This window comes from Variovorax glucosi, assembly GCF_051216695.1.
Classification (GTDB): domain Bacteria; phylum Pseudomonadota; class Gammaproteobacteria; order Burkholderiales; family Burkholderiaceae_C; genus Variovorax.
Window position 1 is genome coordinate 132,132 of sequence record NZ_JBPJZE010000005.1, and the last position, 24,369, is coordinate 156,500.

Annotated in this window: 21 protein-coding genes and 2 pseudogenes; 14 read left to right on the plus strand and 9 right to left on the minus strand. The window is 61.0% G+C overall.

The window, feature by feature from the left end; translation table 11 throughout:
• Positions 1 to 29: 29 nt before the first annotated feature.
• The 7 genes from ACSFA3_RS21435 to ACSFA3_RS21465 all read left to right on the plus strand — a co-directional run bounded on the left by ACSFA3_RS21435 (position 30) and on the right by ACSFA3_RS21465 (position 6,973).
• Positions 30 to 896, plus strand: coding sequence for a carboxymuconolactone decarboxylase family protein (locus ACSFA3_RS21435; protein WP_435507525.1), 867 nt, complete (start codon positions 30 to 32; stop codon positions 894 to 896).
• Positions 897 to 966: 70 nt separating this feature from the next.
• Positions 967 to 2,190: an ABC transporter substrate-binding protein gene (locus tag ACSFA3_RS21440; protein ID WP_435507526.1), complete on the plus strand. Its 1,224-nt coding sequence runs from the start codon at positions 967 to 969 to the stop codon at positions 2,188 to 2,190.
• A gap of 13 nt (positions 2,191 to 2,203) precedes the next feature.
• Complete coding sequence (locus ACSFA3_RS21445; protein ID WP_435507527.1) at positions 2,204 to 3,088, plus strand: branched-chain amino acid ABC transporter permease; 885 nt, start codon at positions 2,204 to 2,206, stop codon at positions 3,086 to 3,088.
• A complete protein-coding gene (locus tag ACSFA3_RS21450) occupies positions 3,085 to 4,932 on the plus strand; it encodes a branched-chain amino acid ABC transporter ATP-binding protein/permease (protein ID WP_435507528.1) in 1,848 nt (615 codons plus the stop codon). The genes ACSFA3_RS21445 and ACSFA3_RS21450 overlap by 4 nt, the downstream gene beginning before the upstream one ends.
• Entirely contained in the window at positions 4,925 to 5,635 is a 711-nt protein-coding gene (locus tag ACSFA3_RS21455; RefSeq protein ID WP_435507529.1) for an ABC transporter ATP-binding protein, read from the plus strand. The genes ACSFA3_RS21450 and ACSFA3_RS21455 overlap by 8 nt, the downstream gene beginning before the upstream one ends.
• A complete protein-coding gene (locus tag ACSFA3_RS21460; RefSeq protein ID WP_435507530.1) occupies positions 5,632 to 6,345 on the plus strand; it encodes a TetR/AcrR family transcriptional regulator in 714 nt (237 codons plus the stop codon). The genes ACSFA3_RS21455 and ACSFA3_RS21460 overlap by 4 nt, the downstream gene beginning before the upstream one ends.
• A 52-nt stretch (positions 6,346 to 6,397) precedes the next feature.
• Positions 6,398 to 6,973: a cysteine dioxygenase family protein gene (locus ACSFA3_RS21465; RefSeq protein ID WP_435507615.1), complete on the plus strand. Its 576-nt coding sequence runs from the start codon at positions 6,398 to 6,400 to the stop codon at positions 6,971 to 6,973.
• Positions 6,974 to 7,189: 216 nt separating this feature from the next.
• Here ACSFA3_RS21465 and ACSFA3_RS21470 read toward each other — a convergent pair whose 3' ends face one another.
• The 7 genes from ACSFA3_RS21470 to ACSFA3_RS21500 are packed head-to-tail and all read right to left on the minus strand — an operon-like array spanning position 7,190 to position 13,156.
• Positions 7,190 to 7,381 carry a hypothetical protein gene (locus ACSFA3_RS21470; protein WP_435507531.1) on the minus strand — a complete coding sequence of 64 codons (192 nt, stop codon included), beginning with the start codon at positions 7,379 to 7,381 and terminating at the stop codon, positions 7,190 to 7,192.
• A 56-nt stretch (positions 7,382 to 7,437) separates the two neighbouring features.
• Positions 7,438 to 8,232: a fumarylacetoacetate hydrolase family protein gene (locus tag ACSFA3_RS21475; RefSeq protein ID WP_435507532.1), complete on the minus strand. Its 795-nt coding sequence runs from the start codon at positions 8,230 to 8,232 to the stop codon at positions 7,438 to 7,440.
• Complete coding sequence (locus ACSFA3_RS21480; RefSeq protein ID WP_435507533.1) at positions 8,232 to 9,239, minus strand: Bug family tripartite tricarboxylate transporter substrate binding protein; 1,008 nt, start codon at positions 9,237 to 9,239, stop codon at positions 8,232 to 8,234. The genes ACSFA3_RS21475 and ACSFA3_RS21480 overlap by 1 nt, the downstream gene beginning before the upstream one ends.
• A gap of 25 nt (positions 9,240 to 9,264) precedes the next feature.
• Positions 9,265 to 10,572, minus strand: coding sequence for an alpha-hydroxy acid oxidase (locus tag ACSFA3_RS21485; RefSeq protein ID WP_435507534.1), 1,308 nt, complete (start codon positions 10,570 to 10,572; stop codon positions 9,265 to 9,267).
• Positions 10,551 to 11,477: a TauD/TfdA dioxygenase family protein gene (locus ACSFA3_RS21490; protein WP_435507535.1), complete on the minus strand. Its 927-nt coding sequence runs from the start codon at positions 11,475 to 11,477 to the stop codon at positions 10,551 to 10,553. Before ACSFA3_RS21490 ends, ACSFA3_RS21485 begins: the two co-directional genes overlap by 22 nt.
• Positions 11,478 to 11,512: 35 nt before the next feature.
• Positions 11,513 to 12,676, minus strand: coding sequence for an iron-containing alcohol dehydrogenase family protein (locus tag ACSFA3_RS21495; RefSeq protein WP_435507536.1), 1,164 nt, complete (start codon positions 12,674 to 12,676; stop codon positions 11,513 to 11,515).
• A gap of 21 nt (positions 12,677 to 12,697) precedes the next feature.
• A complete protein-coding gene (locus ACSFA3_RS21500; protein WP_435507537.1) occupies positions 12,698 to 13,156 on the minus strand; it encodes a nuclear transport factor 2 family protein in 459 nt (152 codons plus the stop codon).
• Positions 13,157 to 13,257: 101 nt separating this feature from the next.
• On the opposite strand from ACSFA3_RS21500, the gene ACSFA3_RS21505 reads away from it, so the two are divergent.
• The 3 genes and pseudogenes from ACSFA3_RS21505 to istB all read left to right on the plus strand — a co-directional run bounded on the left by ACSFA3_RS21505 (position 13,258) and on the right by istB (position 17,244).
• Positions 13,258 to 14,160 (plus strand): LysR family transcriptional regulator, encoded by a 903-nt coding sequence (locus ACSFA3_RS21505; RefSeq protein ID WP_435507538.1) that lies wholly within the window; start codon positions 13,258 to 13,260, stop codon positions 14,158 to 14,160.
• A gap of 775 nt (positions 14,161 to 14,935) precedes the next feature.
• The gene (gene istA, locus ACSFA3_RS21510) at positions 14,936 to 16,441 is read left to right on the plus strand and encodes an IS21 family transposase (RefSeq protein WP_435507616.1); all 1,506 of its coding nucleotides are present in this window, start codon (positions 14,936 to 14,938) and stop codon (positions 16,439 to 16,441) included.
• A pseudogene (istB, locus tag ACSFA3_RS21515) lies at positions 16,434 to 17,244 on the plus strand (IS21-like element helper ATPase IstB). Before istA ends, istB begins: the two are co-directional and overlap by 8 nt.
• Positions 17,245 to 17,452: 208 nt before the next feature.
• Here istB and ACSFA3_RS21520 read toward each other — a convergent pair.
• Positions 17,453 to 17,647, minus strand: coding sequence for a hypothetical protein (locus ACSFA3_RS21520; protein ID WP_435507539.1), 195 nt, complete (start codon positions 17,645 to 17,647; stop codon positions 17,453 to 17,455).
• Positions 17,648 to 18,023: 376 nt separating this feature from the next.
• Here ACSFA3_RS21520 and arsC point away from each other — a divergent pair, with 376 nt between their 5' ends.
• The 4 genes and pseudogenes from arsC (at position 18,024) to ACSFA3_RS21540 (ending at position 22,306) form a co-directional block, all read left to right on the plus strand.
• Positions 18,024 to 18,455, plus strand: a complete 432-nt coding sequence (gene arsC / locus ACSFA3_RS21525; protein WP_435507540.1) for an arsenate reductase (glutaredoxin) — start codon at positions 18,024 to 18,026, stop codon at positions 18,453 to 18,455.
• A pseudogene (locus ACSFA3_RS21530) lies at positions 18,442 to 18,594 on the plus strand (arsenical resistance protein ArsH); the annotation flags it as partial. The gene arsC and the pseudogene ACSFA3_RS21530, both read left to right, overlap by 14 nt.
• A 293-nt stretch (positions 18,595 to 18,887) precedes the next feature.
• Positions 18,888 to 20,762 (plus strand): potassium transporter Kup, encoded by a 1,875-nt coding sequence (locus ACSFA3_RS21535; protein WP_435507541.1) that lies wholly within the window; start codon positions 18,888 to 18,890, stop codon positions 20,760 to 20,762.
• Positions 20,763 to 21,580: 818 nt separating this feature from the next.
• A complete protein-coding gene (locus ACSFA3_RS21540) occupies positions 21,581 to 22,306 on the plus strand; it encodes a carbonic anhydrase (RefSeq protein ID WP_435507542.1) in 726 nt (241 codons plus the stop codon).
• 297 nt (positions 22,307 to 22,603) lie between these two features.
• Here ACSFA3_RS21540 and ACSFA3_RS21545 read toward each other — a convergent pair whose 3' ends face one another.
• Positions 22,604 to 24,133 carry a sensor domain-containing diguanylate cyclase gene (locus tag ACSFA3_RS21545; RefSeq protein ID WP_435507543.1) on the minus strand — a complete coding sequence of 510 codons (1,530 nt, stop codon included), beginning with the start codon at positions 24,131 to 24,133 and terminating at the stop codon, positions 22,604 to 22,606.
• Positions 24,134 to 24,369: the final 236 nt, after the last annotated feature.

Sequence of the window (24,369 nt, forward strand, 5' to 3'; positions counted from 1 at the left end):
TGACAGGGTATTTACTTAAAAAATGAATATTGAATCAAAAAGCTGAAAGTGCTCTAATTTTGTTTTCGATAGAACAAAAAAGCGAGACAAAGATGGACCAGTTAAGCACCGGAGCGGTGGGTGTTGGCCTGCCTGAAGCTGACGCCCAAGCACTGCAAGCGCGATTTGAGAAGGCCCGCGGTTACTGGGACGCTGCAAGCGCGGCGTTACTAGCGCTTGACCTAGATTTCTTTGAAGTGGCCGTTCGCTTCAGCGAAGCGTCTACCGCGCAGCAGGTGCTCTCGCCAAAGCTGTGTGCGCTGCTACGGCTCGCGTTCAATGTGTCGATCACCCATCACGACGCTGCGGCCGTCGCGCAGGACGTGAACAATGCTTTGCAGCAGGGCGCGAGCCAGGAAGAGATCCTCGAGGTCAGCCATCTGAGCTCGGTACTCGGCATCCACAGCTGCAACGTCGGCTTTCCGATCCTTGTCGAAGAACTGGAATCGCTCGGCCGCGAATCGGAGCTGGCTGCAAAGCCCGGGTCAGATGCACGCGAGGCGGCTTTGAAGGAGGCTTTCGTCGCAGCACGCGGTTACTGGAGTCCGAGCTGGGACCAGCCGTTGCGCAGCGTGCCCGATTTCTTCGAGGCCTACACGGCGTACTCCTCGCATTCTTGGAAACACGGAGTGCTGGAGCCCAAGCACAAGGAATTCGTCTACATCGCGATCGACGTGGCGACGCATCACCTCTACGAGATGGGTACGCGCATCCACATTCGCAACGCGCTGGGCTACGGCGCAACGGCAGCGGAAATCATCGCAGTGTTCCAGCTTATGAGCGTCGAAGGACTGCGCAGCAGCACGCTCGCCGCCGGTGCGCTGAAGGCGCGGCTTGCCGACGCTGCTGCATCGTGATGCCGTCCTGCATCTGATCCGTCTTCCATCACCGCTCCGATTCCCCGTTCCTACTCTAAAGGCTGCACCAATGAAACCGATCCTCCATTCGCTCGTTGTGACGACTTTGTACATCGCCGCACTGGGCTCGCCTGCCGCATTCGGCCAGACGTCGCCGGCCGCTCCAATCAAGCTAGGTATGTCGGCGGCGCTTACCGGGCCGTTTAATGAATTCGGTGAAGGACTGCGCCGCGGCGCCGTGATCGCTGTCGAGGAATGGAATAAGAAGGGCGGCGTCAATGGCCGCAAGATCGAACTGGCAGATGTTCTTGACGACCAGCTCATGCCCGATCGCGCCGTACAGAACATGCGTCGTATCCTGGACAACAAGGACATCGTTGGCGTCATCGCGCCGGCTGGGAGCGGACCGGCGCTGGCGACGGTTGACATGGTCGAGGCTGACGGCCGGCCGATGTGCAACCCGATGGCGCAGTCGCCGGCGATCACCTATCCGAAGGGAACCTCGCAGCCGCCGCGAAAGAACGTGTTCTCGACGGCCGTGACCAATGCCGCCGAGTCGCGCCGTCTCGCGGAAGTGCTAGCCAAGAGCTACAAAAACGTTGGTGTGCTGAACGAAAGCACGGCTTATGGCACGACCGGCGCCGAACTCGTGAAAAAGTCGCTGGGCGAGATCAACCCTGCGGTCAAGGTCAACGTCGAGGCTTACAACCAGCGTAGCCAAGACGTGACTGCGCAAATTGTGCGGCTGCAGCGTGCTGGTGCCGATGTGGTACTGGTCATCGGCCTGGGTTCCGACTTCGCGATGATCCGTAAAAACCTCAGTCGGCTGAATGTCGACGTGCCGCTGTTTGGATCGAATGGCGCGACGACTGTGCCGTATATCGAGGGTGCGGGCGATCTCGCGCTAGGCACGCGCTCACTCAGCGTGCCTGCCTTCGCGCAGCGTCCAATGACTGAGACCGCTCAGCGCTTCCTCGATGCCTACCGCGCCGCGCATGGCACCGACCGCTGGTACGGCCCTGACGCGGCCAATCCGCTGATCTCGATGGCGGCGATCGTGGGCAGCGGCTACGACTGCGTGAACCTGCTGGTCGACGGCATCCGTCGCGCCAACAGCACCGAGCCTGCCGCCGTGGTGCGCGCAATCGAACAAACCAAAGATCTGCCCGGCGTCGCGATTTCGGCCATCAGTCTGTCGCCGACTCAGCACGATGCGTTCAAGCCCGAAAACTTGGCTGAATTTGTGATGGTCAAGCGTGACGGCAAGGTGATGTTGAACCTGGACACCAAGTAAACCGACCCAGTCCATGGACTTCTTCCTGTCTCTGGTCATCGCCGGCGCCAGCGTCGGAGCGGTGTATGCGCTGATTGCGGTCGGCCTGAACTTCACCTTCTGGACCACCCGGACGCTGAACTTCGGCCAGGCCGCGATGATGATGATCTGTGCCATGTTCACCGCCGTGCTTTCTGCGCGCGGGTGGGCTTCATGGGCTGCGTCGATGGTCGCGGTGGTGATCGTCGCAGCCATCGGTATCCTGGTCGAGCGGCTCGCCGTACGTCCGGCGCTCAAGACCGCAGGAAGCCTCGGCTGGGTCATCTCGACGCTCGGCTTCGGCATCCTGCTGCAGGGCATCATGGCCATGGTGTACGGGTCGCAGCCGCTGCCTTTTCCGGAGTTGCTCTTCAAGACCGGCGACATTGCCAGCATCGGCGGCCATCCGGTATCGATGCAATACGCTGCGATCTTCGTGGTGTCCGTGGCGACGATCGTTCTGCTCGAAGCGCTGATGCGTCACACGGTGCTGGGGACCGCGGTGCGCGCGATTGCCCAAGATCCCGAATTGGGCGCGGTGCAAGGCCTACCGGTGCACTGGATCGTGTCGGGCTCTTTCGTCGCATCGAGCGTGATGGCCGGTGTGGCCGGCCTGCTGGTGTCGCAGATCGGCGGGACTATCGAGCCGGCCTTCGGCTTCGAGCTGGTGCTAATGGGTTTCGTCGCCGCGGTCATCGGCGGCATGGGGCATTCGATGGGCGCGCTGATCGGCGGCATCGGCATCGGCATCTTGGGCAAGCTGGTCGGCGGCTACGTCTCGTCCGCAGCCGAACACGGCATCGCGTTCGCCGTGCTGGTCCTGATGCTCGCATTACGTCCGCAAGGCATCTTCGGCACGACAGAGGTGAGCAAGGCATGAACGATACGACCATCGCGCGTCCCGCGACGCCTCCGCGCCAGTCCGGTCGGGCGATGCTCACGCGGACGATCGCGCATCCGGCGGTGCAGGCGATGCTGCTCGTCGCGCTGCTGCTCGCGCCGCTGCAACTGAGCGGCGCGACGGTCCAGATCCTGGCGTTCGCGCTGGTGTCAGTCGTCTTCGCGCAAAGCCTCGCAGTGCTGACCGGGCTCGCTGGCCAGATATCGCTCGGTCAGGCTGCCTTCTTCGGTATCGGCGCCTACGGTTCGGCGCTACTCGCCAAGGCGGCCGGCCTGAGCCTGCTGCTGTCGATTCCGCTTGCGGCGACCTGCGGGGCGCTGGTCGCGTATCTGCTGTCGTTTCCGGCCGCGCGAGTGCGTGAGGTCTACCTGGCGATGATGACGCTCGGCTTCGGGCAGATCTTCTTCGAAGTGGCGCGCGAGTGGAACAGTGTGACGGGCGGCATCATGGGCTTCAGTGGCATCCCGTCGGCGGGACTGCGCACACTCACCGTGTTTGGCGTAAGGCTCGACGGCAGCGACTTTTTCCGCATCCTGGTGATCGTGACCGCGCTGGTCCTGATGGGCGTGCGGAACCTGTCGCAGAGCCGGATCGGCCGTGCGCTGTGCGCCTTGCACCACAGCGAATACGCAGCCGGCAGCGTCGGCATCGCACTAGGGCCGATGCGCCAATTCGCCTATGCAGCGAGCGGTGCGCTGGCCGGACTGGCCGGTGCTTTCTACGCCCATCTGGTCGGCTACATCGGACCCGATGGCTTCGGCATCTCGCGTTCGATCGAAGTGCTGGTCGTCACCATCGTGGGCGGGATCGCATCGAGCGCGGGGCAGGTAATCAGCGCCGTGTTCTTCGCCTTCCTGCCGGAGCGGCTGCAAGTTTTCGCCGATTATCAGTACATCATCTACGGACTGATCCTGGCGTTCTCGCTCATCGTGCTTCCCAAGGGGCTTGGCGGCCTGCTGTTCCTGCCTTCGCGCTTCATCCGCGCAATGCCGGTGCTGCGCCGCGCCGATGTCGATGCAGCCGCGCGTGAGGTGCTCGCGCCGCGTCCGGTGGGCGGGGCGCTTTCGGCGCAAGGCGTCACGATGCGCTTCGGCGGCCTCACTGCGCTCGACAACGTATCGCTCGATGTCGAGCACGGTCAGATTTTGGCGCTCGTCGGCCCCAACGGCTCGGGCAAGAGCACGCTGGTGAACGTGATTAGCGGCATCTACAAGCCAAACGAAGGCCGTGTGATGCTCGGTACGCGCGACGTGACTTCGCTACCGGCACACAGGATGGCGGGAACCGGCGTCGTCCGAACGTTTCAGGATCCGCGCCTGATTCCTCACTTCTCCGTGCGCGAGAACCTCCTGCTGGGCGCGCATGCCACGCTGCGCTACACCTGGCTCGAGGCGCTGCTGTCGCTGCCGAAGGCGCGCAGCGAGGAAGCGCAGGCGCTAGCACGTTGCGACGCCGTGCTGGCGCTGCTGGAGATGACGGACATGGCCGACGACATCGTCGAAAGCATGCCTTACGGACACCGGCGGATGGCTGAACTCGGTCGCATGCTGCTCATGCAGCCGCATCTCATGATGCTCGACGAACCGGCCGCCGGACTCACCGATACGGAGATGTCGCGCCTCGCCGCCGTGTTGACCAAGCTCAGGGACCTGGGCATTTCCATTCTCCTGATCGAGCATCACATGGACTTCTTGGCGCAGGTCGTGGATTCGGTTGTGGTGCTCGATAGCGGCAGGATCATCTACCGGGGCGGCATGGAAGGGATGCGAAGCGATCCGTACGTCATCGCCGCTTACCTTGGCGAGGAAGACGTTCATGCTTGAGGTCAAGAACCTGACCGTCGCCTTTGGGGCGATCACCGCGCTCGAAGATGTCTCGCTTCAGGTTGATGCGGGAAAGACCGCGGCGATCCTCGGCGCCAACGGCGCTGGCAAGTCGTCACTGCTGCGCGCGATATCGGGTATCGCACCCGTCTCAAATGGGCGCATCAGGCTCGACGGGAAAGACCTGCACGGGCTCGGCGCGACCGAACGTGCGCGGCTCGGTATCGCGCAGGCGATGGAAGGGCGGCGCCTTTTCCGCCAGCTCAGCGTCGCGGAAAACTTGAATTTGGCTTGGCACTTCGGGCGCCGTGCCCAACCGTTCAAAAAGGCGGAGGAGCAGGTCTATGGGCGGTTCCCGATCCTAGGCGAGCGCCAGCGCGTGGCGTCGGGGCTTCTCAGCGGCGGGCAGCAGCAGATGTTGATCCTCTCCTGCGCGACGATCCGCGCACCACGACTGCTTTTGCTTGACGAACCGTCGCTTGGACTCGCACCGATTATCGTGTCGCAGGTCTACGACTTCATCCGGGAGTTTGTACGCGAATCGGGCGTCACTGTGGTGCTGACGGAGCAGATGGCCTCGCTTGCGCTCAAGTCTTCGGACCACGCCATCGCGCTACGACGCGGCAGGGTGGTGATGCGCGCGGCCAGCCGCGACTTCATCGATCGCGGCGTTGCCGAAGGCCTATCATCGGTTTACCTATGAGTCGAAAGAAAGCAGCAGCACCGGCCGAAGACGTTCCTCCTGCTGAAAGCGCCCCGCGACGCAGCAAATCAGACCTGACGCGCGAGCGATTGCTTAAGGCTGCTGCCAAGGTAGTGGCCCGCCACGGCTACACCGGGGCATCGTCGGCGCGCATCGGCGAGGAGGCAGGCGTCGCGGCGGGTGTTCTCTATTACCACTTCCAAAATCGCAGCGGTCTTCTGGACGAGATCCTGCCGACGATGGGTTTGGAGATGGTGGAATTCGTCGCGCAGCAGGTCAAGGGAATGCCCTGGGGCGTTGAGCGCGAGGTTCAGGGGTTCCTGGCCTATCTCCGGTATCTGCAGGACAACCCAGAATTCCACCGAGTCTTCCGCGAAGCCAACACCTTCGCCCCGAAGGCCTACGAGCGGCATTTCTCGGCGACGCTGGACAATTTCGAGCTGATGCTGCAGGTCCAGCGGCGCAAGGGGCACCTGCGGATCGAGGAAGCTGATATCCGCTATGTTGCCTACCTGCTGATCGGCATGCGCGACCATGTCTCGCAGCTTTACATGAAGCCCGAGCTGGCAAATCCGATCTCCATCGAGCATGCGGCCCACTTGTACCGGCAGCTGCTCTCGGAAGGATTTTTCCGGATCGGGGACGTTGCGGAACTCGCGCGAGAGGCATTGCCTAGACGGATCGAGGAAGATCAAATTGAGCGCCGCTGAAACTTTCACCGACCGCGACGCCGTCGCACCGCTGCGTGACTTCGTCGTTGCGATGACAGAACTGGTTGATCGCGAGAAAGACGAGGCGCCGCTGCTCGTACACGCGCGGCTGCTGCTGTCCGTACTACTGCGTAACGACGGCTGGCTGCCGGAAGCGTTCACAGTGCCGCACCCCGGGCACTATCAGCAGTACCTGCTGCACGCCGATCCTGCGGAGCGGTTCTCGGTCGTGAGCTTCGTCTGGGGTCCGGGCCAGCGCACACCAGTGCACGACCACACGGTGTGGGGTCTTGTCGGCATGCTGCGCGGAGCGGAGACATGCGTGGACTGGGGCATGGTCGATGGACGTTTCGGCACGACTGGCGAGCCACATACGCTGCGCATGGGTGATATCGATGCCGTGTCGCCGGCAATTGGCGATATCCATCAGGTGGCCAACGCCTTTGCGGACCAATGCTCGATCAGCATCCATGTGTACGGCGCCAACATCGGCTCGATCGCGCGCCATGTGTTCGATCCGGTCACGGGCGAGTGCAAGCATTTCGTGTCTGGGTATTCGTCAGCGTTTACGCCGAACCTCTGGGATCGATCGACCGAAATTCGCCGTCAGCTGTCCGGTGTAGGATAAAAAACGAACCTGCAGGAAACCGCAGGAAGTCGCAAAAACTTGTTAACCCTTGGTACAAGGATCTTTGCCTGTGGGAGCAGCGCATAGATCATGTCCACCGAGTCCTCGCGGAAGGGTTGAAGCAGCGGCATCAACGATCTGCCTCATGGCGCTGACGAGCGCGTTGATGTGGATTTGCGCGTCGCCGCTGTAGCGGAAGTGCTGGAAGTTGCACTTCTAGCTGGTCAGTTCCGGCGCTTCGGCGCTGACGTTGATGCTGACCGTCTCCTTGCCGAGATTGCGCAGGTTGTACTTGTGTATGTTCTCGATAATCTGGTTGCCGATGGCCGACAAGGCATCCTGTACGACCATGGGCACGCCGTCCGCGACGGCCGCACACAGCTTGTCGGGCTGCGCCGGTGGGACCATCCTAGTTGTCGTATTTCGGATACGAATGGCATGCTTGGCCGACGCTGGCGGCTGTCTTAGCCGCATGACCCCGCGACGAAATTATTGCGCAGCACACCCAGTCCCGACACCTCGACCTCCACTACGTCGCCGGCCTTTAGGTGCGGCGACTGTCCATCGGTGCCCATCCAGATCACGTCTCCGGGGTGGAGCGTGAGGTATCGGCTCATGCGGCTGATAAAGGTGGGGATGTCGAACAGCATTTCGGCCGTCTGGAAATGGGTGCGCGTCTCGCCGTTGAGGCGCACGGTCGTTTCGGCCTTAGTGATGTCGAATTCCGTCTGGATCCACGGCCCCATCGGCTTGAAGGTGTCTGCGTTCTTGGCGCGCCAGAAGGTGCGGTCGGACTTCTGCCATAGCCGTTCGCTCACGTCGTTTCCGATGGTGTAGCCGAACACACAATCCAACGCCTGCTCGGGGCTCAGGTCACGGCCGCGGCGGCCAATGACCACGACCACCTCACCCTCGTACTCGACCTGCTTAGCATCGGCGGGGATAACGACGTTCTCCTCGTGCGCCACCAGCGCATTCACGGCGCGGTAACCAATGTCGGCCTGCTGCGGCACTTGGACCGTCGTGCCGCTCTGGGCCGCGTACTCGTGAATGTGCTTCACGTAATTGAGGCCAGCAGCGTAGAAAGTACGTGGGACGAGCGGTACTACGATCTTCACGTCGACCAGCCGCAGGATCTGGCCACTGTCTTCGTGCGCACCCCAGGGCGTGCCGCGTACGGCGTGCACGCGGTCATCGTCGGGGAGCCGACCGTAGGTTTGCTGCGCCGCACCGGGTAGTGAGAAATTGATCCAGCGCATTACTCGGCCTTGATGTTGGCGCTTTTAATCAGCTGCGCCCAGCGTGTGCGGTCCTGGCCAAGCCACGTGCGGTAGTCAGCCGGGCCGCGGTACTTGATCTCAGCGCCCAGGGATTTCAGACGCGCCTCGGTTGCTGGCTTGGCGAGCGCGGCAGCGATGGCCTTGTCCAGCTTCTCCACGATAGGTGCGGGCAGGCCTGCCGGGCCAATGAAGCCAATCGGCTGCGCGTAGTCCTCGAAGCCGGCGTAGCCCAGCTCGGCTGTGGTCGGCACGCCCGGGTAGTCGGGATGACGTGTGCCAGCGGCCACGGCCAGCACGCGGATCTTGCCGGCATTGACGAACTCGGCCGCGCCGATCATCGGAAAGAACATGAAGTCGACACGGCCCGACATTACCTCGGTCAGTGCCGGAGCATTGCCCTTGAAGGGGATGTGATTCATGCGAATTTTGCTGCGCTGCTCCAGCAGCACCGCAGCCAAGTGCGCCGAGCCGCCGACGCCAGCCGTGCCGTAGCTGACGCCCTCGGGCTTGGCCTGAGCCTGTTTTACCAAGTCACCCAAAGTCTTGTAAGGCGAGTCCGCCGCCACCACGATGATCTGCGGCAGCACGGCGACCTGCGCGATCGGGGTGAAGTCTTTGACTGGCTCGTACTTCACGCGGTCCGGCTGCAGCAGCGGATTCACGTTGTGCGAGATGGTGTTCATGATCAGTGTGTAACCGTCGGGTGCGGCGTGCTGCACGAACTCGGTAGCGATATTGCCGTTGGCGCCAGGCTTGTTGTCCACCACCACCGACTGGCCGAGGGCGCCGGCCATGTCCTGGCCGAGCACGCGTGCCAGCACGTCGGTCGGTCCGCCTGCGCTGTAGCCCACGACCAAACGGATCGGTCGGTTGGGGTACTCCGACTGGGCGAACGCCATCGGACCCAAGACGCTCAGCAGGGCGGCCAGTGCGGTCACGCGCAGGGCGCAGCGGCGGGAAAGGCTGTATGCAGTGTTTCTGGTCATGGATTTGTCTCCTTTGTTGATGTAATCAGGACGCTACGAACAGGCCCGTGCGCCGCGCGACGTCGGCTGCCCGCGCCGGATGCCGCTGCGTGCCAGCGTCACCGGGGTCGGCCACCGTCGTGGCAGGAAGGACAGACAGCGCTGGCCAAGGCCGTAGTAGTTCCGGCCCCAAGTCGTTCACGCTTGGCGCGCCGCACAGGCGCTGGGTGCGCAGAAGTTCGTCATGCAGGATGTAGAGCGCCCGCTGCGCGCCAGCGTCGCCATCGGCCACTGCACCGTAGAGCGTTGCGCGGCCCAGCAACACGCCTTGGGCGCCTAGAGCAAGGGCCTTGGCGATGTCGCTGCCGCGCCGCACGCCGCCATCCACCAGCACCGGTAGCCGGCCGGCCACCGATTCCAGCACCTGCGGCAGTGCCTGCAAGGTCGGCATGGCGCCGTCGAGCTGGCGGCCTCCGTGATTGGAGACCACGATGGCGTCGACGCCCAGGGCGAGCAGCCGCTGCGCGTCGTCGCCCCGGCTCACGCCCTTGACGATCAGCTTGCGCGGCCAGCGCTCGCGCACCTCGGCCAGGCGGGCCCAGTCGAACGACGGGTCGTAGCTGCGGCCGACCGACGACGCGATGGCCGTTGCGCTGGTGGCCGCGGCCTCCAGTCCGCGCAGATTCTCCATCACGGGCATGCCGTGGCGCAGCATGTCCACCGCCCAGCGCGGACGGGAGGCGAAGTCCATCACGTTGCGCCCCGAGAAGCGGAACGGGATGGAGAAGTGGTTGTGGAAGTCGCGCTCTCGCTTGCCGCCCACCGGCAGGTCGACCGTAATGACCAGCGCCTCGTAGTCGGCGACGCGAGCCCGCTCGATGAGCTGCCAGAAGAACTCGCGGTTGCGCAGCACATAGGCCTGGAACCACAGCCGCCCTGGCGCTTTGTCGGCGATGGTTTCGATGGCGGTTGTGGCGCTGCTCGACAGGGTGTAGGGGATGCCCATCTTCGCGGCCGCGCGCGCCAGCGCCAGGTCGGCGCCTCGATATCCAAAGCCGGCCGCACCAGTGGGCGCGACGACCGCCGGCAGGCCGGCCTCGGCGCCCACCAACTCGCAGCGGGTGTGGGCCTCGGCGACGTCGACCAGCACGCGCGGCGACAGGCGCCAGCCGTTGTAGGCGGCGCGGTTCTCGGCCAGCGTGACCTCGTCCTCGGCGCCGCCATCATAGAAGTCAAACACCGCGCGCGGCAGCCGGCGGCGCGCCAGCGCGCGCAGGTCGTCAATGCTGTAGCAGCCGGCCGCGTCGCGCGGCGTCGGTCTGGCCCGGGCGTTCACGCGGGCTGCGCCTCGCATTGCGTCACCTCAGCGGCGCGCGGGGTGCCGTCGTCGTGGAAGAAGCGGGTGGCCATGACCTGGCAGCGCTTGATCAGCCGCGGCTCGTCGGGGCGGTAGTCGGGGATCGCGTTGTGGATGGTGCCCATGTTGTCCCACATCAGCAGGTCGCCGACCTGCCAGCGATGGGCGTAGCGATAATCGGGGCGGGTCTGGTGCTCGAACAGAAAATCCAGCGTGCGTTGGCTCTCGGCCTCGTCCAACTCGTTGATGCGCACGGCGTAGCCGGGGTTGCAATAGAGCACTTTGCGCCCAGTGATCGGGTGCGTGAGGAACAATGGGTGCGACACCGGCGGCTTGGCCGCACGCTGCGCCGCCGTGAGCGGCGGCCGTGCGCTGCCACGTTCGCGTCGCATCATTTCCCAGAACTTGTCGAAGTCGTGCAGCACGGTCATACCGTCGAGCCGCTGCCTAAGTTCCTCCGGCAGGCCGTCGCAAGCGGCATGCATGTTGCAGAACTCGGTATTGCCCAGCGGCTGCCCGTCGCGGTGCGGGATCTTTATGCCATAGAGCACGTTGGTGAAGGCGATCATGCGGCTGTACGACATGTCGGTGTGCCAATCCTGCCCCGCGTCGGACAGGCCGATCGGCTTGCCGTTCTCGACAATGTTCGACAGCACCATGACCTCGGGCAGGCCGGCTTCCTGGTAGAGGCCGGAGACGTTGACCTCCAGCTGGCCGAAGCGCCGCGAGAAATCGCGCAGCTGTTCCGCCGTCAGGTCCTGCTTCGGATAGCTCAGAACGCCGTGGCGGCCAAGCGCCTGCAGCAGGACCTGGAAGTCCGCTTCGGACAGCGGGCGGGACAGGTCGAGGTTTTCGACGCGAGCGCCGAGCGTGGCGTTTGAGGGGACGATACGGAAGGTCATGCAGGGGCCTCTTGAGGGTGGTGGTCGGTTGGGAATTAGAAGGCCGCGTCTAGCAGGGCGCGCACCTCGTGTGCGCCGCTCACCGAAAGCGGGTTGTAGTGGAGGCCACGCTCGCGCATCGTCTTGGCGGCGATGCGCTCCAGCGCGGCGGCCGGCACGCCGATGTCGCGCAGACGGGTAGGCACGCCGGCGGCGGACTGTAGGGCGCGCAGGGCCGGCACCAGGGCGCCGGTCTGGGCGTGCGTGCCCAGAGCGGCGGCGGCGCGGGCCAGCACCGTGGCGGCAGCCTCGGCATTGAAGGCGACGGCGTATGGCAGCATCACCGCGTTGGCGTCGCCATGGCCAACGCCGGTAACGGCGCCGATGGCGTGGCAGATCGCGTGGTGCAGGCAGGTGCGCGCATTGAGCAACACCTGCCCCGAGAGGTGCGCCGCGTAGAGCAGCCGGCCCCGTGCTGCGGCATCGCCGGGCCGCAGGTGCACGGCGGGCAGCGCCTCGGCAAAGCGGGCTATCGCGTCAAGCGCGATGGTTTCCGCCAGCGGCGAGCGTTCGCGCGAGTACAGCCCCTCAATGCAATGGGCCAAGCCGTTCATGCCAGTGGCGCACATAAGCGCGGCTGGCACGTCGAGGTTGGCCACCGGATCGATCAGCACGAGACGCGCGGCCAGGCGGACGTCGGAGAACAGCAGCTTGGCGCCGTCGTCGTCGCGCACGCCCAGGCTGCCGGTAACCTCGGCGCCCGAGGCGGTGCCAGGTACGGCCACGATGGGCAGCTTGTCGGCGCGCAGCGGCGGTACCACTAGCGTCGTGGGCGGCGTGAAGCGCACCGCGTGATCGGCCAGCCGGCCGCCTTCGGCCAGTAGCAGTGCCACGGCCTTGGCCGTGTCCGATGCGCTGCCGCCGCCCACGGCGATGAAACAGTCCACCCCGGCATCTCGGGCCTGCGCCGCCAGGCGTTCGACCAGCCCGACGCTAGAGTGAGCCGGCACCGCATCCGCCAGTTCGTGGAGCTGGCCGTCTAGCGCCTCCAGCACACGGGCGAACAAGACCGACTCCCGGGTGCGGGCGCCGGCCAGCAGCATTGGCCGGCGGATGCGCAGCAGCGGCAGTTCCGTGCGCAGGGCGTTGACAGCGCCGTCGCCGAAGATCAGGCGAGTGGCGGGACTCTGGTGTACGAAGGACGCGGGGAGGTCGGTCATGGGGCGTAGGTGCCGAGTTGGTCAGACCACAGAGTTGGTCAGAGCGACGGCCGGCACGAGTCGCTGCTCGGCAATGCGCCAGTCCCCGCTCGCGTCGCGACAGAACACAGTAGTCGTCAGATTCAGGCGCAGCGGACCGGCGCAGCTCGGCAGCACGCCGTCCGCGGCGACGGCATATCGGTAGGCAGTCATGTAGGCCTCAAGCACCGCATGGTCGCCATCTAGAGCGGCGATATGGGCATTGCTCATGACGTGACGCGTGTCCTGATCGGCGGGCCGGGCCCGCAGCGCCGCTTCAATGGCTGCCTTGCCCAGGAGCCACTGGCCCTGGCGCAGCCAGCGGGCGTCATCGGTGAAGAGCGCCAGCATGGCGTCGTAGCGGCGCTCGTCCATCTGGTGGAAAAAGTAGTGCAGCTGCTGGGTCAGTTCAGGCAGCTCGGCCGCCGCGGCGGCTGCGCTCGAGGGCGGACGATAGGTCATTCTTTTGTGTCTCCAGAACCTAAGTTTAGGAACACGCTTGGTGCGCGGAGCACCCGATACGAGAATCCGAGGTTTCCAATTTCGAAACTGAGAGCGCCGCTATGGACCGTCTCCGCAGCCTTCAGATCTTTACCGAAGTTGCCCGCTGCGGCAGCTTCTCCCGGGCGGCGATGCAGCTCTCGCTGTCGAAGGCGACGATCACCAAGCAGATCGCCTCACTGGAGTCCAACATGGGCGCGCAGTTGCTCAAACGCAGTTCCAGGCAGGTCTCGCTGACCGAGGCCGGCGCACGAGTGCTGGCCTCGGCGCGCGAGCTGTTGGAGCGCTACGAGGTCATGGAAGGCGAGGTGCGCGACGCCGTGAACCTGCCGCGCGGCGCGATCCGGGTCGGCACGCCGCCTTCCTTCGGCACGCACCACCTGATGCGCGTGGTGGCGGAGTTCACGACCCGTTACCCGGACATCGAGGTAACCGTGGTGCACGACGACGGCCGTTCTGACCTGGTGGCGGAGGCGCTGGACTTGTCGATCCGCATCGCTGCATCGCTGCAGGACGCGAGTTACGTGGCGCAACTGCTAATGCGCTCTCCCCAGGTGGTCGTGGCGGCCCCGGCTTACCTGCGTCTCTACGGCCGGCCGGCGACCATCGAGGACTTAGCGCGACACAACTGCCTAGTGCACACCGTCAAGTCCGAATCCGGTTTATGGCGGTTTCAAGGCGAGCCATCGCGCGAGATCCGGGTGCGCGGCACGGTGCGTTCCAACCTGGGCGACGCGCTGAAGCAGGCGGCGCTGCTGGGCACCGGCATCTCGGTGCATCCGCATTACATGGTTTCTGAGGAACTACGGGCTGGCAGCCTCGAAAGGCTCCTACCCGACGACCAACCTGAAGCTATGGACATCCAAGTGGTGTTTTCGACCCGCCGCAATATGCCTACGCGTGTGCGGCATCTGCTCGAATTCCTCAAGGAGTGGGCACGCCATCCGCCGGCCTGGGCGAAATAAGCCAGCACTGGCGTTCTCGCCAGCCTGTTGGTATATACCTTCAGTCCGAAGACCGACCACCCCGTAGCGGGGACCGGAGAAGATCCGGGAGCGCGCAGGAGGCGCTCGTGGTCGCGGCTCCACGCCTTTTCGATCTGATCGTCTCGGACATCGCCATGCCCGCATGGACGGCTACACGATGCTGAAGCAGCTACGCGAGAGTGGACTGCGAAGTGTGCCTGCCATCGCACTGCCGGCCTTCGCGCGGCCGGACGATCGTCCTCGTGCATTGGCGGCCGGCTTCGATGAGCACCTTGGCAAGCCGTTTCAGCCTGCTTTCACCAGCGCTGTAGAGAGGATTGGGACGGGTCGATCTAAAGAAACGTGAGGCACTGACTAGGAAAAGCGTGGCAGGCTGAGAACGGTTGAGATGCTTCCAAAATGACATGCCTTAGATCTTGTGAGTAATCTTAGGGTTGGATGATAGTAGCGGTGCGCGTCATCGACATGTTTGTGGTGGGAAGTTGCGAAAGCGAGCATTGAGACGCGACACAAGGACCAAGCAATGAACCCCAATCTAACCAAGGTAAGCCAGAGTCAGTTCTCGTAAGCTTCAAGCATGGGCAAATACGATCCTCTTTTCCGGTACCTTGAGACCAAGACTGAAACGGAGTGTTGACGCCGACCGGAAACTGAGCCACTTTTAGAGGTAGTGCCGAAGTAAAAGTGAGCCAGGTGTTCAATCTACCCTGCTGTTTATTTAAGCAGCGGGGTTCGAGGAGTGATCACCAAGGACATGATTGGCAGGATCCGGCGGCTGCACCAGCGCGACAACCTTTCCGAGCGCGAGATCGCGCGGATGACGGGGCTGTCGCGAAACACAGTATCGAAGTGGCTGCGAGCGCCGGGAACAGAACTTCCCAAGTACAGGCGAGACCCGCGGCCCAACAAACTCAGCTCATTCGAGGCGGTGCTCCAGCTGTCGCTGACTGCCGACGCCAGGCGGCCCAAGCAGGAGAGGCGGACCGCCCGAGCACTGCTTGTCGAGCTCAAAGCTGCCGGCTACACCGGTGGGTATTCTGCGGTCACAGACTTTGTCCGGGCCTGGCGCCAAGGCGTTGGCCAAGCCGCGAACGTCAAGGCGTATGTACCGCTGAGCTTCGAGTTAGGCGAGGCCTTCCAGTTCGACTGGAGCGAAGAAGGCTTGGTCGTCGGCGGCATTTATTACCGCGCCCAGGTGTCGCACATGAAGCTGTGCGCAAGCCGGGCCTTCTGGCTGGTGGCCTACCCCAGCCAGGGCCACGAGATGCTGTTCGATGCACACACGCGGTCGTTTGCCGCCCTCGGCGGCGTGGCGCTCCGCGGCATCTACGACAACATGCGCACTGCGGTCGACAAGGTTCACAAAGGCAAGGGCCGCACGGTCAACGCGCGCTTCGCGGTGATGTGCGCACATTACCTGTACGACCCCGACTTCTGCAACGTGGCCTCCGGCTGGGAGAAGGGCCGTGTGGAGAAGAATGTCCAGGACAGCCGGCGACGCATCTGGATTGACGCGGCCAAGCACCGCTTCGGCTCCTTCGTCGAGCTCAACGCCTGGCTCAGCGAGCGCTGTCGTGCCCTGTGGAACGAGGTCCGCCACCCTGAGCACAGCCAATTCAGCGTGGCCGAGATGCTTGAGCACGAGCGGCCCCCCCTGATGCCGATGCCCGAGGCCTTCGACGGTTATGTGGAGAAGCCCGCTCGGGTGTCGAGCACCTGCATGGTGTCGGTGGCCCGCAACCGGTACTCAGTGCCGTGTGAGCTGGCAGGGCAAATGGTCAGTACCCGCCTGTATCCGGGCAGCGTGGTCGTTGTTGCCGATGACGTGGTGGTCGCCCGCCACGAGCGACTGAGCGACGCCGGCGGAACACGCTATGACTGGCAGCACTACATCCCACTGGTTCAGCGTAAGCCTGGTGCCCTGAGGAACGGCGCGCCCTTCGCAGACATGCCGCCCGCGCTGCAGCAGCTAAGGCGAGCATTGCTGCGGCAGGATGGTGGGGACCGGGTCAAGGCCCAGGTGTTGTCCATCGTGCCGCGGGCAGGGCTGGATGCTGTCGTGGTCGCCGCGGAACTGGTGATGGAGAGCCGGCTGCCTTCAGGGCGCGTCAGCGTCGAGCATGTGGTCAATGTGATCGGTCGGCTCAACGCACCGGCAACGCCTGTCTCCGCAGAAACAGGGCTGCAGATCTCGACACCGCCACTGGCCAACACGGCCCGCTACGACAGCTTGCGCGGACAGGAGGTCGGCCATGCGTGATGTGACTGTAGAGCTCAAAGCATTGCACCTGCATGGTATGGCGGGCGCCTGGTGCGACTTGGAAGAACAGGGCGCCAGCTCCGGCCTGGACGCCTCACGTTGGCTGGTCGAACACCTCCTGCAGGCCGAAACCACTGACCGGGCCATGCGCTCGACCCAGTACCAGATGACCTCGGCCCGCTTCCCCGTTGACCGGGACCTGGCTGGCTTCGACTTCTCGGCGTCGGTGGTGGACCAAAGACTCATTAACCAAACTCGCGACGTTGGAGTTCACCGAGGCCGCGCACAACGCTGTGCTGGTCGGCGGGCCCGGCACCGGCATGACCCACCTGGCCACCGCGCTGGGCGTTAGCGGACTTACCCGCCACGCAAAGCGTGTGCGGTTTTATTCCACGGTCGACCTGGTCAATGCACTTGAGCAAGAGAAGGCGCAAGGTAAGGCTGGCCGGATCGCCAGCGGGCTGCTGCGAATGGACCTGGTGATCCTCGACGAACTCGGCTACCTGCCCTTCAGTCAGGCAGGCGGGGCCTTGCTGTTCCACCTACTGTCGAAACTCTACGAACACACCAGCGTGGTGATCACAACCAATCTGGACTTCGCTGAGTGGTCGACGGTCTTCGGCGACGCCAAGATGACCACGGCTTTGCTCGACCGGCTCACCCACCACTGCCACATCGTCGAGACGGGCAACGAGAGCCACCGCTTCCTGCACAGCAGTGCCACGGCGAAGAAACACATCAGGGCCCGGGAGCATGCCCGACAGACCGGCAACGGCTCAGGCCCTGCTACCCCAGCAGAGTGAACGCGCTTCGCGTGGCAAGCCGTTCCGGGCTTCGCCCTCCACGGCTTGCCACGCGAACCTCAACCCACAGCAAGGAGAAAAACAGGGCAAGCCATACACTTATCAACAGCCGACCATCAAAACGTCGGCTCCCACCCCTGGCTCATTATTCAATCGGCACGGTGGCTCAGTTCTACTTCGGCGCGGACAACGTGACCCCGTCCAGTCCTCAGCGCCAAACCTTGGTAACCAAAAACATCAGGATCAAGGCCAATGCGAATCCTGTGGTGTACAGAAAATTTCGCCGCCATCCTTCTGCTCTTTGCTGCTTTTCTTCTAACCGGCTGAAATGAGTGAGCCGTTCAAGTTGTGACGGGGCACTGTCCCAAAATTCAGGCTGGCGAAAAGTCGATTTGTTCTGCATTTCAAGCGCTCCAGACTGTTGCTACTTTGATACAAAAGACGACAATTGGCACGAACAGTGTGATGAGGACAGTTGCCGCCCAAACTCGTCGGCCAGCAGGCACAGTTCGCGTGTTGTAGCCTGCAACAGAGCGTGAAAAAGCAACTGATTTTTGCGGCCTTTCAGTCCACCAGACATCATGTTGGTTATGTGTGTTCATGTAACAAGTATATGCATTTTGTAATGCTTTTGCGTTACATGCATTACCAAATTAGCACTACATGTGACTTAGCACACGTCGAGAAGGGTAGAAGGCCGTCCGCGCCGAAGTAGAACTGAGCCACCGGCTCAACATGGGCTGAACGCCCCCCATCCTTCTCAACTTGAAAACTGATCCTTGAGCGGCATCACGATCTATCACAACCCCAACTGCGGCACCTCGCGCAACGTGCTCGCGCTGATCCGCAACACGGGTGAGGAACCTACCGTCGTCGAATACCTGAAAACCCCGCCTGATCGCGCAACGCTGGAGCGACTGATCGCCGCCATGGGGGTACCGGTGCGCGACGTGCTGCGGCAAAAGGGCTCGCCCTACGACGAGCTCGGCCTGGATGACCGGAAGTGGACCAACGACCAGCTGATCGACTTCATGCTGCAGCACCCGATCCTGATGAACAGGCCGATCGTTGTCACGCCGCTGGTGACCCGCCTTTGCCGGCCGTCAGAAGCCGTGCTTGAGATCCTGGCGGCGCTGCAGCAAGGCGCGTTCTCAAAGGAAGACGGCGAAGTTGTGATCAACGAAAAAGGCCAGCGTGTTGCCAAGCTCTGACCTGCCGAACCTTGATGCAAACCAGCTTCACCAGCCCGACACCCAATGCCTGTATCCCACGACACGGGCGATGCATGCGCCACGCATCCTCCTCTACGGTTCGTTGCGCGAGCGCAGCTACAGCCGGCTCCTGACTGAATCGCCCCGGCTGTACTAGACACCTTCGAGCCTCAAACCTGAGGCGCCAATAGGAGGCGCGGACCGTCATGGCGACGCCTCTTCGACCCTAACGAAGTACTCCTTGGCGGCGGACCTTAAGCCCTGAGCTACGCCTGTCTTTCCACCCGACTAATCCCGTGCGAATGCTGGCCCGCTATCGGGTTACCCTCTCGCGCGCAGCGCAGCGGGTTGAGTCCAACCGGTAAGCGCAACTCGATCCCCAAATAGTGATAAATCCGGCAAGCAGGCTAGATTCCCACACCGAAAGAAAACATGTCGCCATCCCGGCAAAACCTGGGCGTTCTGACCTTGAGCGCCCTCGGTGTCGTCTATGGCGATATCGGCACCAGCCCGCTTTACACGATGAAGGAGGTGTTCAACCCGGCACACTCGCTGACGATGGACGCAGCCAACATTGTCGGTGTCGTCTCGACCATCTTGTGGGCGCTGATGGTCGTCGTTACCTTGAAATACGTGGTGCTGATCCTGCGCGCGAACAACCGCGGCGAGGGCGGCATCATGGCCCTGACGGCACTGGCAGCCAAGGCTGCCGGAGGTACGCCGCGGCGGCACACGGTATTGCTTCTGGTTGGGGTACTGGGCGCATCGATGTTCTACGGAGACGCGGTCATCACGCCTGCCATCTCAGTCCTCAGCGCAATGGAAGGACTGGAGACCATCACGCCGGCACTCACGCCGTATGTGATGCCTCTGTCCATGGCCGTCATCGTGGGCCTTTTCCTGGGGCAGCGTTTCGGTACCGCTGTGGTGGGCAAACTCTTCGGACCGATCGTGATCGTCTGGTTCACGGTTCTTGCGTTGACTGGAGTCGTTCAGATCGTGGCGCAGCCGGCCATCCTTACCGCACTGAACCCGCTTCGCGCTGTCGAGTTTCTCCAAGCGCGGGGATGGCATCTGTTCCTGGTCATGGGCTCCATCGTGCTTGCGCTCACGGGAGCTGAGGCCCTCTATGCCGACATGGGCCATTTCGGGAAGAAGCCGATACGACTGGCTTGGAGCTCATTCGTGCTTCCCGCCTTGGCGCTGAACTACATGGGCCAAGGCGCACTGCTCATGACCGACCCAGGCGCACTGGCGAACCCGTTCTTCTGGCTCTTTCCGACGGCATGGTTGATTCCGGCGGTGGTGCTGGCAACCTTGGCATCTGTCATTGCCTCGCAGGCCACCATCTCGGGAGCCTACTCGCTCACCAAACAAGCCATCCAGCTGGGCCTCCTGCCAAGGATGCGGATTCTGCAAACCTCGGAGGAGGAGGTCGGGCAAATCTACGTGCCGCTTGTCAACTGGTTGATCATGATCGCAGTGCTGCTTGCCATGGTGGGATTCGGTACTTCGTCGGCCTTGGCCTCTGCCTACGGCATCGCCGTGACGCTCACCATGCTAATCACGACCCTGCTGACATTCTTCGTCGTTCGACACGCCTGGGGTTATCCGTTGTCGCTGGCCTGGGCAGCTACGGGCGCTTTCCTGGTCGTCGATCTTGTGCTGGTTATCGCGTGCTCGCTGAAATTCTGGCAGGGCGGCTGGTTCCCTATCGTGATGGGTAGCGTGATCTTTGCCGTCATGGCGACATGGCGGCGCGGACGCGAGCTTCTGATCCAACACATCCAACGAGATGACCCAGATCTCCTCCCATTCATCGAAGCGCTGGCGAATGATCCCGAGGTCCGCCGGGTGTCAAGGACCGCCGTCTATGCGGTGGCCAACGCCGGAACGGTTCCGCAGGCCTTGCTTCACAACCTCAAGCACTACCAGGTGCTCCACGACAAGAACATCATCCTGACTGTCCGGTTCGAAGATGTCCCGTGGGTACCGGACAGAGCACGACTGACTGTCGAGCCTCTGGTGAACGGATTTTGGCGAGTTGTGGTGAGCTATGGATTCAAGGATGTACCGGATGTGCCCAATGCGCTGCGACTTTGCCTCGACAAGGGTTTAACGATCGACTTGGAAATGGTGTCGTACTTTCTTTCTCGTGAAATTGTCATTCCCACACGCGGTTCCGGGATGACGCATTGGCGTGAAGCGCTATTTGCCATGATGTCGCGCAACGCGGGAAATGTTGGAGAGTTTCTGCAGTTGCCTCACAATCGTGTAGTCGAGTTGGGAACACGTGTTCAAATTTGACTTGATTACGCATGTTGAAGTAATCTGGTCACAAAATCTCTGATTGGTTAAATCCTGCATCGCAACCTTTGAGCTCGTGGAGAAACATCAACTCAAACTGTCTCGAAACTGCATTGGCTTCCTACCCTACGCCTTGACGAATGCGATCGTCGACCGATATTTTTTCCAGTCATCGATATGCTGGAAGGCAAACTTAAGCAGATTGCAATAGATTGCCTAGGACCATGCGCTGCGAGCAACATCCAGAGCCATTGCAAGCCCAAACAAGAGAGCATGACTCTATAAAATGTATTCGCACTTTAGTCGGAAGGTTCGAACAAGCTCCACAGCGGTCGTGTGGCGAAGATCTGCATGGGTTTGCAAGAGCTTTAGTGCCATTAGCGACAATTTATTGCAAATCAATGCCTCCATCGATGCCTTGCGCGAAATGACCGGCATAGCCATCCAAGTGAATCTATTAATGGTCACGATCAATGCAGGCGAAATGACCAATCGACTGGCAGCTTAGGCAGTCATTTTGGCATTTATGCGGCGCTCGCCGAAAGTTGGGAGATGAACTTAAAACGCATTCTGTAGCTGAAGTGGCACTTTAGGTAAGCGCTAGTAATTGCAATCCTTGCGACCGATAGCAGTTCCACTTTCTATAAGTTCCGAAGCGCCAGCTGGATTTGGATTATGTTTTTCCTTCACGGTCAGCTATGGCGGTCATAGCGCCGTCAGGGTAGTTGGGTAGGTTGCACAGCCCGCATGTTCCCTATGATGCGGCCGGCCAACTGGCGCAGCTCATTCAGATTCCTCAACATTAAGAAAGCACTCCGATGTATCCCCTCGACTCTTCACGCCGTTCCTTCTTCCGCCTGGGCTACGGCGCCCTGGGCCTGGCTGCCAGCGCGGGCGTCCTCTCGTCCCATGCCGCCGATGGTCCCAAGACCACCATGACCCCGGCACAGGCGCTCGCCAAGCTCAAGCAGGGTCACGACGACTTCCTGAACGACAAGCCGTCGCTCAAGACCATGCGCGACAAGGACCGCCGGCTGGCCATCGCGCGTGCGCAGGTGCCTTTCGCGGTGCTGGTGGGCTGCTCCGACAGCCGCGTGCCGCCGGAACTGCTGTTCGATACCGGCCTGGGCGAGCTTTTCATCGTGCGCAATGCCGGCAACACCATCGATACGGTCGCCATGGGCAGCATCCAGTACGCGGTGCAGGTGCTCAACGTGCCGCTGATCCTGGTGCTGGGCCACGAGCGCTGCGGCGCGGTGGACGCCGCGGTGTCTGTGGTGGAGAAGAACACGGTCTTCCCGGGCAGCATCGGGCAGATGGTCGAGCCGATCATTCCGGCCGTGCTCAAGGCCAAGGCGATGGGCCCGAAATCCAGCGAGGAGCTCCTCGACGGCGCGGTGCGGGAGAACGTGCGCCGCACGGTGGAACGGCTGCGCACGGCGGAACCGTCGATGATCGACCCGATCAAGGCCGGCAAGCTGATGGTCGTGGGCGCCCGCTACGACCTGGACGACGGCAAGGTGGACTTCTTCATTGAGTCCTGATTTTAGGTCGACACGCCAAACCAATTAATGAGTTAACGAATGTTTAGCTCTGAAAGACAATAAGCTCAACCGAGGCTTGTTGTCTTGCCATTCCATCTCAAGCCATGAAAATATTTAGACTTCTCCAGCGCGCCAAGTGGGCCGAAAAAGTTTCATATACCGAAAGAGCGTATTATTGCATTTTATAAAATTGCTGCAGAGTATTTACGTTGCTGTTGAAACTTACATTCCTGAAAACTGCACCACGTTTAATCATCAAAACTCTCAAGATGTTTTGGCTCTTTGAAATGAGTTTATCTATGTAGCTACTTTATTGCGGCCAGATTCTTTAGCGCGGTACAAGGCTTCATCTGCATTTTGCAACAACTCTTCGGCATTCAAAAAACGCGAATTAGCTGTTCGAACAGCAACTCCTGCGCAAATCGTCACAAACCCTGACGAACTGGCGGAATGTATAATTTTAAGACTTTCGACTGCTGCTCGAGCTGCTTCAGCTACCACATGGACTCCCTCGGTATCGGTGGCAGGGAGAACCATAACTATTTCTTCACCGCCGTAACGTGCCACAAAGTCCATCGGCCGACGAGCAGTTGACTGTACTGCCAGTGCGACTTGCTGCAAGCATCGATCACCCTGAGGGTGTCCATAAAGATCGTTGTATTTTTTGAAGTGATCAACATCAATCATAATCAATCCCAACGCGTTTCCAGATCTTAGCGACTCAGAAAAATCACGATCTAATATTTCATCGAAACTCCGTCTATTAGCTAGTCCAGTAAGACCGTCATGACTTGCGAGTTGCGATAATCGGGCATTAGATTTTGTTAGCTCGTCTCGTGTTTCCCCAAGAGAGAGTTCGACTTTCGCGCGTTGTCTCACAGAGCGTACGATATAGCCACCAGCAACTGCTGTGATAATGCAGAGCAATAATATCCAGACCGTTTGCAAAGCGGTTGTTTTTCTCCAATCTTCTAGCATCTCCTCTTTCGACACTGCTACTGTTACAAGTAGCGGATGATTGGGCGTGTGTCGGAAACTGCCAAGACGTTCAATTCCATCGATCAGTGATACAAGTTCGTAGTTCCCACTTGAGCTAGAAATGAATTCTGACTGTAAGCGCCCGCCGACTAAGGCCTTACCCATATTCTCTTCAGCGAATGGTCTTCTTACGAGAATCGTTCCGTCTTGCAACGCAAAGGTGAGTGAACCTTGTCGACCAATATTGAAGCCCTCTAACAAACTCCTGATGTGCGCCACTTCAATCGTGGCGAGAACAACTCCAGCGAACATACCCTTTTTATCATTTAAACGCTGTGAGACAGGAATAATCCATTTACCTGTCGAGCGACTGACAATCGGCTTGCCAATTCTGATCGCGAGTGACGGGTGACCTAGGTGATAGATGAAGTAATCACGATCCGCATTATTAGCTTTTAGCGGATACACGCCTTGTGAGTTAATAAGCCAATTACCTTGCGTGTCATATACAAATATTCCATGGACATGCTTATTTTTTTCAGCATGATGCTTTAAGATCGGCTGTAAATGATCAATAGTTTGAGGATCAGCACTGCCTAAATCCAACTCAAAGGCAATGCTCTCTAACAAATTTCCAACCTCCGAAACTATTCCATCCAGTTCCTGAGCAACCGCAGCAGTTAAATTGGTGTTACTGATGATGGTTTGGTTGAGCTCGTGCTGGCGCGCCTTTAACGCCAACCACACGTCGACGATCAATAAAGATAAGCAGACAAATACCACGAAAACCGTAGCGGCATGTATGGCGCGACGCTGTATTGATCTTGAGTTATTAAAAATTTGCTGCATAAAAATGACTCAGCAATTTAAATCCAGTTAAATTTAACCGCGTCGGCATTTTAATTTGCGTTTACATGAAAGATGCTAAGTTGCGCGACCTTTGCGCTTGTATCTCAGCTCAGGATATCACCTTATTTGTGCTCCTTAAGCTTCGAATAACACCGTGAAGAGCATACAGTTCTCGAGTTATCTAGATATAGCCTGTTTTTAAATTGCAACGCTTATTAAAGTGCATGTTTGCCGCT

Coding starts and splice junctions, on each gene's coding strand:
- ACSFA3_RS21440 (WP_435507526.1), top strand. CDS start 967: ATGAAACCGATCCTCCATTCGCTCGTTGTGACGACTTTGTACATCGCC.
- ACSFA3_RS21445 (WP_435507527.1), top strand. CDS start 2,204: ATGGACTTCTTCCTGTCTCTGGTCATCGCCGGCGCCAGCGTCGGAGCG.
- ACSFA3_RS21450 (WP_435507528.1), top strand. CDS start 3,085: ATGAACGATACGACCATCGCGCGTCCCGCGACGCCTCCGCGCCAGTCC.
- ACSFA3_RS21455 (WP_435507529.1), top strand. CDS start 4,925: ATGCTTGAGGTCAAGAACCTGACCGTCGCCTTTGGGGCGATCACCGCG.
- ACSFA3_RS21460 (WP_435507530.1), top strand. CDS start 5,632: ATGAGTCGAAAGAAAGCAGCAGCACCGGCCGAAGACGTTCCTCCTGCT.
- ACSFA3_RS21465 (WP_435507615.1), top strand. CDS start 6,398: ATGACAGAACTGGTTGATCGCGAGAAAGACGAGGCGCCGCTGCTCGTA.
- ACSFA3_RS21470 (WP_435507531.1), bottom strand. CDS start 7,381: ATGGTCCCACCGGCGCAGCCCGACAAGCTGTGTGCGGCCGTCGCGGAC.
- ACSFA3_RS21475 (WP_435507532.1), bottom strand. CDS start 8,232: ATGCGCTGGATCAATTTCTCACTACCCGGTGCGGCGCAGCAAACCTAC.
- ACSFA3_RS21480 (WP_435507533.1), bottom strand. CDS start 9,239: ATGACCAGAAACACTGCATACAGCCTTTCCCGCCGCTGCGCCCTGCGC.
- ACSFA3_RS21485 (WP_435507534.1), bottom strand. CDS start 10,572: ATGCGAGGCGCAGCCCGCGTGAACGCCCGGGCCAGACCGACGCCGCGC.
- ACSFA3_RS21490 (WP_435507535.1), bottom strand. CDS start 11,477: ATGACCTTCCGTATCGTCCCCTCAAACGCCACGCTCGGCGCTCGCGTC.
- ACSFA3_RS21495 (WP_435507536.1), bottom strand. CDS start 12,676: ATGACCGACCTCCCCGCGTCCTTCGTACACCAGAGTCCCGCCACTCGC.
- ACSFA3_RS21500 (WP_435507537.1), bottom strand. CDS start 13,156: ATGACCTATCGTCCGCCCTCGAGCGCAGCCGCCGCGGCGGCCGAGCTG.
- ACSFA3_RS21505 (WP_435507538.1), top strand. CDS start 13,258: ATGGACCGTCTCCGCAGCCTTCAGATCTTTACCGAAGTTGCCCGCTGC.
- istA (WP_435507616.1), top strand. CDS start 14,936: ATGATTGGCAGGATCCGGCGGCTGCACCAGCGCGACAACCTTTCCGAG.
- ACSFA3_RS21520 (WP_435507539.1), bottom strand. CDS start 17,647: ATGCAGAACAAATCGACTTTTCGCCAGCCTGAATTTTGGGACAGTGCC.
- ACSFA3_RS21535 (WP_435507541.1), top strand. CDS start 18,888: ATGTCGCCATCCCGGCAAAACCTGGGCGTTCTGACCTTGAGCGCCCTC.
- ACSFA3_RS21540 (WP_435507542.1), top strand. CDS start 21,581: ATGTATCCCCTCGACTCTTCACGCCGTTCCTTCTTCCGCCTGGGCTAC.
- ACSFA3_RS21545 (WP_435507543.1), bottom strand. CDS start 24,133: ATGCAGCAAATTTTTAATAACTCAAGATCAATACAGCGTCGCGCCATA.